At 70.1% G+C, this 4736-nt stretch carries 4 protein-coding genes; all 4 read right to left on the bottom strand.

Annotated features, from left to right (window positions below; translation table 11 throughout):
- Positions 1-27: 27 nt before the first annotated feature.
- The gene (gene rbfA / locus WCJ52_RS11625; RefSeq protein ID WP_336903473.1) at positions 28-468 is read right to left on the bottom strand and encodes a 30S ribosome-binding factor RbfA; all 441 of its coding nucleotides are present in this window, start codon (positions 466-468) and stop codon (positions 28-30) included.
- A 105-nt stretch (positions 469-573) separates the two neighbouring features.
- Positions 574-1365, bottom strand: coding sequence for a dienelactone hydrolase family protein (locus tag WCJ52_RS11630; RefSeq protein ID WP_336903474.1), 792 nt, complete (start codon positions 1363-1365; stop codon positions 574-576).
- 11 nt (positions 1366-1376) lie between these two features.
- Positions 1377-1892: a DUF2939 domain-containing protein gene (locus tag WCJ52_RS11635; RefSeq protein ID WP_336903475.1), complete on the bottom strand. Its 516-nt coding sequence runs from the start codon at positions 1890-1892 to the stop codon at positions 1377-1379.
- A 26-nt stretch (positions 1893-1918) separates the two neighbouring features.
- On the bottom strand, positions 1919-4736 hold a 2818-nt coding region (infB, locus tag WCJ52_RS11640; RefSeq protein ID WP_336903476.1), incomplete at its 5' end, for a translation initiation factor IF-2.

The raw sequence follows: 4736 nt of genomic DNA on the forward strand, positions 1-4736 counted from the left end.
TCGCCTCTCCCGTTTTTCGCCGTCCCATCAGGCTTCGCCGTCGGCGTCGGCGTCGTCGGCGTCGTCCGGCCCCAGGTCCCGGGCCACCTTCGGGTCGCGGAAGAGGGCCTCCATGCGGGCTGCCTCGGTGAAGCTCTCGTCGTGGGCGAACTTGAGGTCAGGGGTGAACTTCATGTCGATCCCGCGCCCCAGCCGGCCTCTGAGGAATTTCGCATGGCGGTTCAGGCCCGCCACCACCGGGCCGGCCTCCTGGCCTCCCAGGGGTTCGACGAAGCAGTGGGCGTGGCGCAGGTCGGGGCTCATCCGGACCTCGGTCAAGGTCACCGAGACGCCAGCCAGGTCCGGATCGGCGATGTCCTCTTCGCGCAGGATCTCCACCAGGGCGTGGCGTATCAGCTCCCCCGCCCTCAGCTGACGCTGCGACGGACCGGCCGGGGCGCCGCGTCCGGCGCCGGAATGTTTTTTCATGGGGAGTGTCCCGAATGGCTGTCCCGGACCGCGGATCGGACGCGGACGCGGGGGAAGGCGGCGGGTTCTAGTCGCGACGGGCCCGGGTGTCCAGCCAACGGGTGCTCAGGCGCCCGTCCTCTGTCGGAAGAAGGCGATCACCTTCTGCTCGGCCGCCCGGGTGGGACCGTCCTCCCGAAGGTGCAGGGTCAGGACCGAGTGCGGTGGCATATCGGAAGGGGCGGCGTCGGCGTCCTCCAGCTCGACGGCATCGAAACGGTCTCCGAAGGTCGCCCTGAGCGTATCGAATCTGGCGTCGGGCACGAACCGGTCCGACCGGAAGCGCAGCCCCATCACGGTCAGGTCCTCGGCCTCGAGCCGGTCCTTCACGCACCGAAGGTCCTCGGGCGAGACGTCGATGTCCGCCGCCCGTGCGCGGGAGCCGAAGGGCAGGGGAAGGGACGGCTGGGACAGGACCGGCGCCACCACGGCAGGCTCAGTCATCATGGCCAGGGCGAAGCCGCCCGAAAAGCACATGCCCACGGCCCCTACGCCTGCCCCGCCGCACTCGGCGTGGGCCTTGCGGGCCAGGGCCCGGAGCCAGTCGGCGATCGGGCTGGTCCGCCCGGTCCGCCAGACGTTGAATTCCCGCCGGACGCAGAAGGCCGTCGCCATGGATTTCAGGGCGTAGCCGCGGCTGAGGGGCCGGCCGGGGTCTCCGATCAGGCTTGGCAGGAAGACGGTCATACCGGCCTCGGCCACCCGGTCCGCAAAGCGGATCACCAGGGGATGCAGGCCGGGGATTTCGTGGATGATGATGACGGCGGGGCCCGTGCCGCGCCGCCAGACGGGCCGGGTCCAGGGACCATCCTGGAAGTCGAAGCGATCGTAGGCAGAGAGAGCATCTTCCCAGGACATGACGAGCCTCGTCAGAAGCGGATCTTGAGGGCGGACAGGTCGCCTTCGAAGCCGCTCAGGCGCCAGCGGCCCTCGGGGGAGCGGGTGAAGACCAGGAGACAGGGGCCATTCTTATCCCGGGTGGCGCAGACCCGGCCGTCCGGCATGGCCTTCAGGCGGCTGGCGATGGCGACAGGCCCGGGCAGGGGCTTGCCGGGTGTGTAGCCATAGGCCTCGGCGACCTGGCGGAAGACCCGGGGTTGGATCAGGGCGTCGCCGGCGAGGTTGGCCAGGTTCGGGGCGATGACGGCACTCAGCTGGCCCAGGTCGAGGCCTTCCACCTTCAGCCGGCCAGCCTCACGGGAGAGCCGGGCAGACATCTCGGCCTTGAGGGCGTCACGGTCGACCCTGGCGTCGAAGGCGGCCCGGTCATCATCGCGGATCGCCGTCAGGAGGGCGTGGATGTCATTAGCCGCACCCACCCGGCTGGCGGTCGCGCAGGCGGCCAGGAGGCAGGCCAGGGAGAGCAGGGCGAGTCGTCTAAGCATGAACCCCCCCGGCGAAGGCCGCCGCCCTAGAGGCTGCGCTTGACCGCTTCGATGGTGAAGCACTCGATGATGTCGCCTTCCTGGATGTCCTGGAAGCCCTGGAAGGCCATGCCGCACTCGACGCCGTTGCCGACCTCGGCCACCTCGTCCTTGAACCGCTTGAGGGTCTGCAGGACCCCCAGTTCCAGGACGACGATGTCGTTGCGGACGATCCGGACCCGGGCGCCGCGCCGGACCACGCCTTCGGTGACGCGGCAGCCGGCTACCTTGCCCACGCGGGTGATATCGAACGCCTGCAGGACGCGGGCGTTGCCGAGGAAGGTTTCCCTTTGCTCCGGCGCCAGTAGGCCCGACATGACACCCTTAACGTCGTCAAGCAGGTCGTAGATGATCGCGTAGTAGCGGATCTCGACGCCCTCGCGCTCGGCGAGCTGGCGGGCCTGGGTGGTGGCCCGGACATTGAAGCCCAGGATGGGCGCGCCCGACCCCTTGGCCAGCATGACGTCGCTCTCGCTGATGGCGCCAGCGCCGGACAGGATGATGCGCGCACGCACCTCGTCCGTGGCGAGTTTGTCGAGGGAGCCGACGATGGCCTCTGCCGACCCCTGGACGTCGGCCTTGATGATGACCGGCATCTCCGAGATCTTCTTGTCCTGCATCTTGGCCATGAAGTCGGCCATGGACACGCCGCCAGCCACAGGGGCCCCGGCCTTCTCGCGCTTCACGCGGATGCGATAACCGGTCAGCTCCCGGGCGCGGGCCTCGGTTTCGACCACGGCGAAGGCCTCGCCTGGGGAAGGCGCGCCGTCGAGGCCAAGGACCTCCACCGGCTCGGACGGCCCCGCCGAGAGAACCTGTTCGTCGCGCTCGTTCAGCAGGGCGCGGACCCGGCCGAAGCTGGCACCCGCCACGATGATGTCGCCGCGCTTCAGGGTGCCCCGCTTGACCAGGACAGTGGACACGGCCCCCCGGCCGCGGTCGATCTTGGACTCGATTACCACGCCTTCGGCAGTCCGGTGCGGATTGGCCTTCAGTTCGAGGACCTCGGCCTGCAGCAGGATGGCCTCGATCAGGTCATCAAGGCCGGTCTTCTTGAGGGCAGAGACTTCAATGATCTGGGTCTCGCCGCCCAGGCTCTCCGCCACGATTTCGTGCTGGAGAAGCTCGTTGATGACCCGGGTCGGGTTGGCGTCGGGCTTGTCCATCTTGTTGACGGCCACGATGATTGGCGTCTTCGCCGCCCTGGCGTGCAGGATGGCCTCGATGGTCTGGGGCATGACCCCGTCGTCTGCGGCCACGACCAGGACGACGAGGTCGGTGACCTCGGCGCCGCGGGCCCGCATGGCCGTAAAGGCGGCGTGGCCAGGCGTATCCAGGAAGGTCACGCGACTTCCTTCGGCCAGCTTCACCTGGTAGGCGCCGATGTGCTGGGTAATTCCGCCGTGCTCTCCGCCGGCGACATCCGCCTGGCGCAGGGCGTCGAGGAGAGAGGTCTTGCCGTGGTCGACATGGCCCATGACCGCCACGACCGGGGCCCGGGTCTCCAGGGTCTCGTCCCCGTCGTCGGCCCCGAGGAAGCCTTCCTCCACGTCGGAATCCGACACGCGCTTGACCGTGTGACCGAACTCGGCGGCGATCAGCTCGGCGGTATCGCTGTCGATCACGTCGTTGATCTTCAGCATCATGCCTTCGCGCATCAGGAACTTGATCACGTCCACGCCGCGTGTGGCCATCCGGTTCGATAGCTCGGACACGGTGATCACGTCCGGGATCACCACCTCGCGGGAGGCCCGGGCCTGCTCCTGGGCACCGCCCTTGCGCTTTTCCCGCTCGCGTTCCCGAGCCCGACGGACCGAGGCCAGCGAGCGCATCCGCTCAACGGCACCTTCGTCGTCGCCGGCGACGGCCTGGATGGTCAGTCGGCCCTCGCGGCGTTGGGTGGCACCCTTCGCCCGGCTGATAGGCTTGCCGACGGCGTTGGCCGCCTTGCGGCGGGTGTCTTCATCTTCTTCCGGGCGCCGGTCGATGTTCAGCGAGCCCGGGCGAGGCACCTGACGGGCTGCGCGCTGGATCTCAGGCTCGGCCGGGGCGACGGCAGGCGCAATCCTCGGGGTCCGGGGTCCGCCCGGACGGGAGTCGTCACGGGCGCCGGGTGCTGGGCGCGGGGCCAGGGCAGAGTAGCGGACGGGTTCACCGCCGGGGGCGAAGGCGCGCCCGGCCGGGGCGGCGCGGTCGCCGTCGCGGGGCCGGTCCTGGCCCGGGCGATCCCGTGGCGGACCGTCAGTGCGCGGGGCGCGCTGGCCGAAACTCGTATTCTCGAACCGGCCGACCGAACGCTCGGGACGGTAGGTCGTCGTCGTCGGACGGTCGTCCCGGCGTTCCCGGGAGGGCTCATAGGTCCGGGTCTGACTTGGCGACCCGGGCGACCCGGGGCGAGCCGCTTCGGCGGTCGGTCGTGGCGGCGCTGCAGCCGGGGTCTGCGGAGCTGCAGCCTGCGGAGCCGGAGTTTGCGGAACGGGAGCCTGCGGAGCCACGGCTTGCGTATCGACAGCCTGAGCCTCTACGGCCCGAGGGGGTCGAGCCTGCGGAGCTACAGCCTGGGCGGGCGGCTCCTGGGCTGCAGGAGCGGGCGTCGGAGCCGGCTCCGCTGCAGGCGGCGGCAGGGTCGCGGCTTCGGCGGCGTGGCGGGCGGCTTCGGCACGAGCTGCGGCGTCGGCCTGGGCCCGGGCCTCAACGGCCTGGCGCGCCTGGTTCTCGCGGGCGAATTCGATCGCCTTCTGGCGGGCTTGGAGCTCCCCAGCGGAAAGATTGCCATCGACAGGGGCGAAGGGTGCAGAGGGCCGG

The organism is Phenylobacterium sp., from assembly GCF_037138395.1.
Classification (GTDB): domain Bacteria; phylum Pseudomonadota; class Alphaproteobacteria; order Caulobacterales; family Caulobacteraceae; genus Phenylobacterium.

Excerpts from the sequence above, each read along its gene's own strand:
- WCJ52_RS11630 (WP_336903474.1), bottom strand. The coding sequence starts at position 1,365 with ATGTCCTGGGAAGATGCTCTCTCTGCCTACGATCGCTTCGACTTCCAG.
- rbfA (WP_336903473.1), bottom strand. The coding sequence starts at position 468 with ATGAAAAAACATTCCGGCGCCGGACGCGGCGCCCCGGCCGGTCCGTCG.
- WCJ52_RS11635 (WP_336903475.1), bottom strand. The coding sequence starts at position 1,892 with ATGCTTAGACGACTCGCCCTGCTCTCCCTGGCCTGCCTCCTGGCCGCC.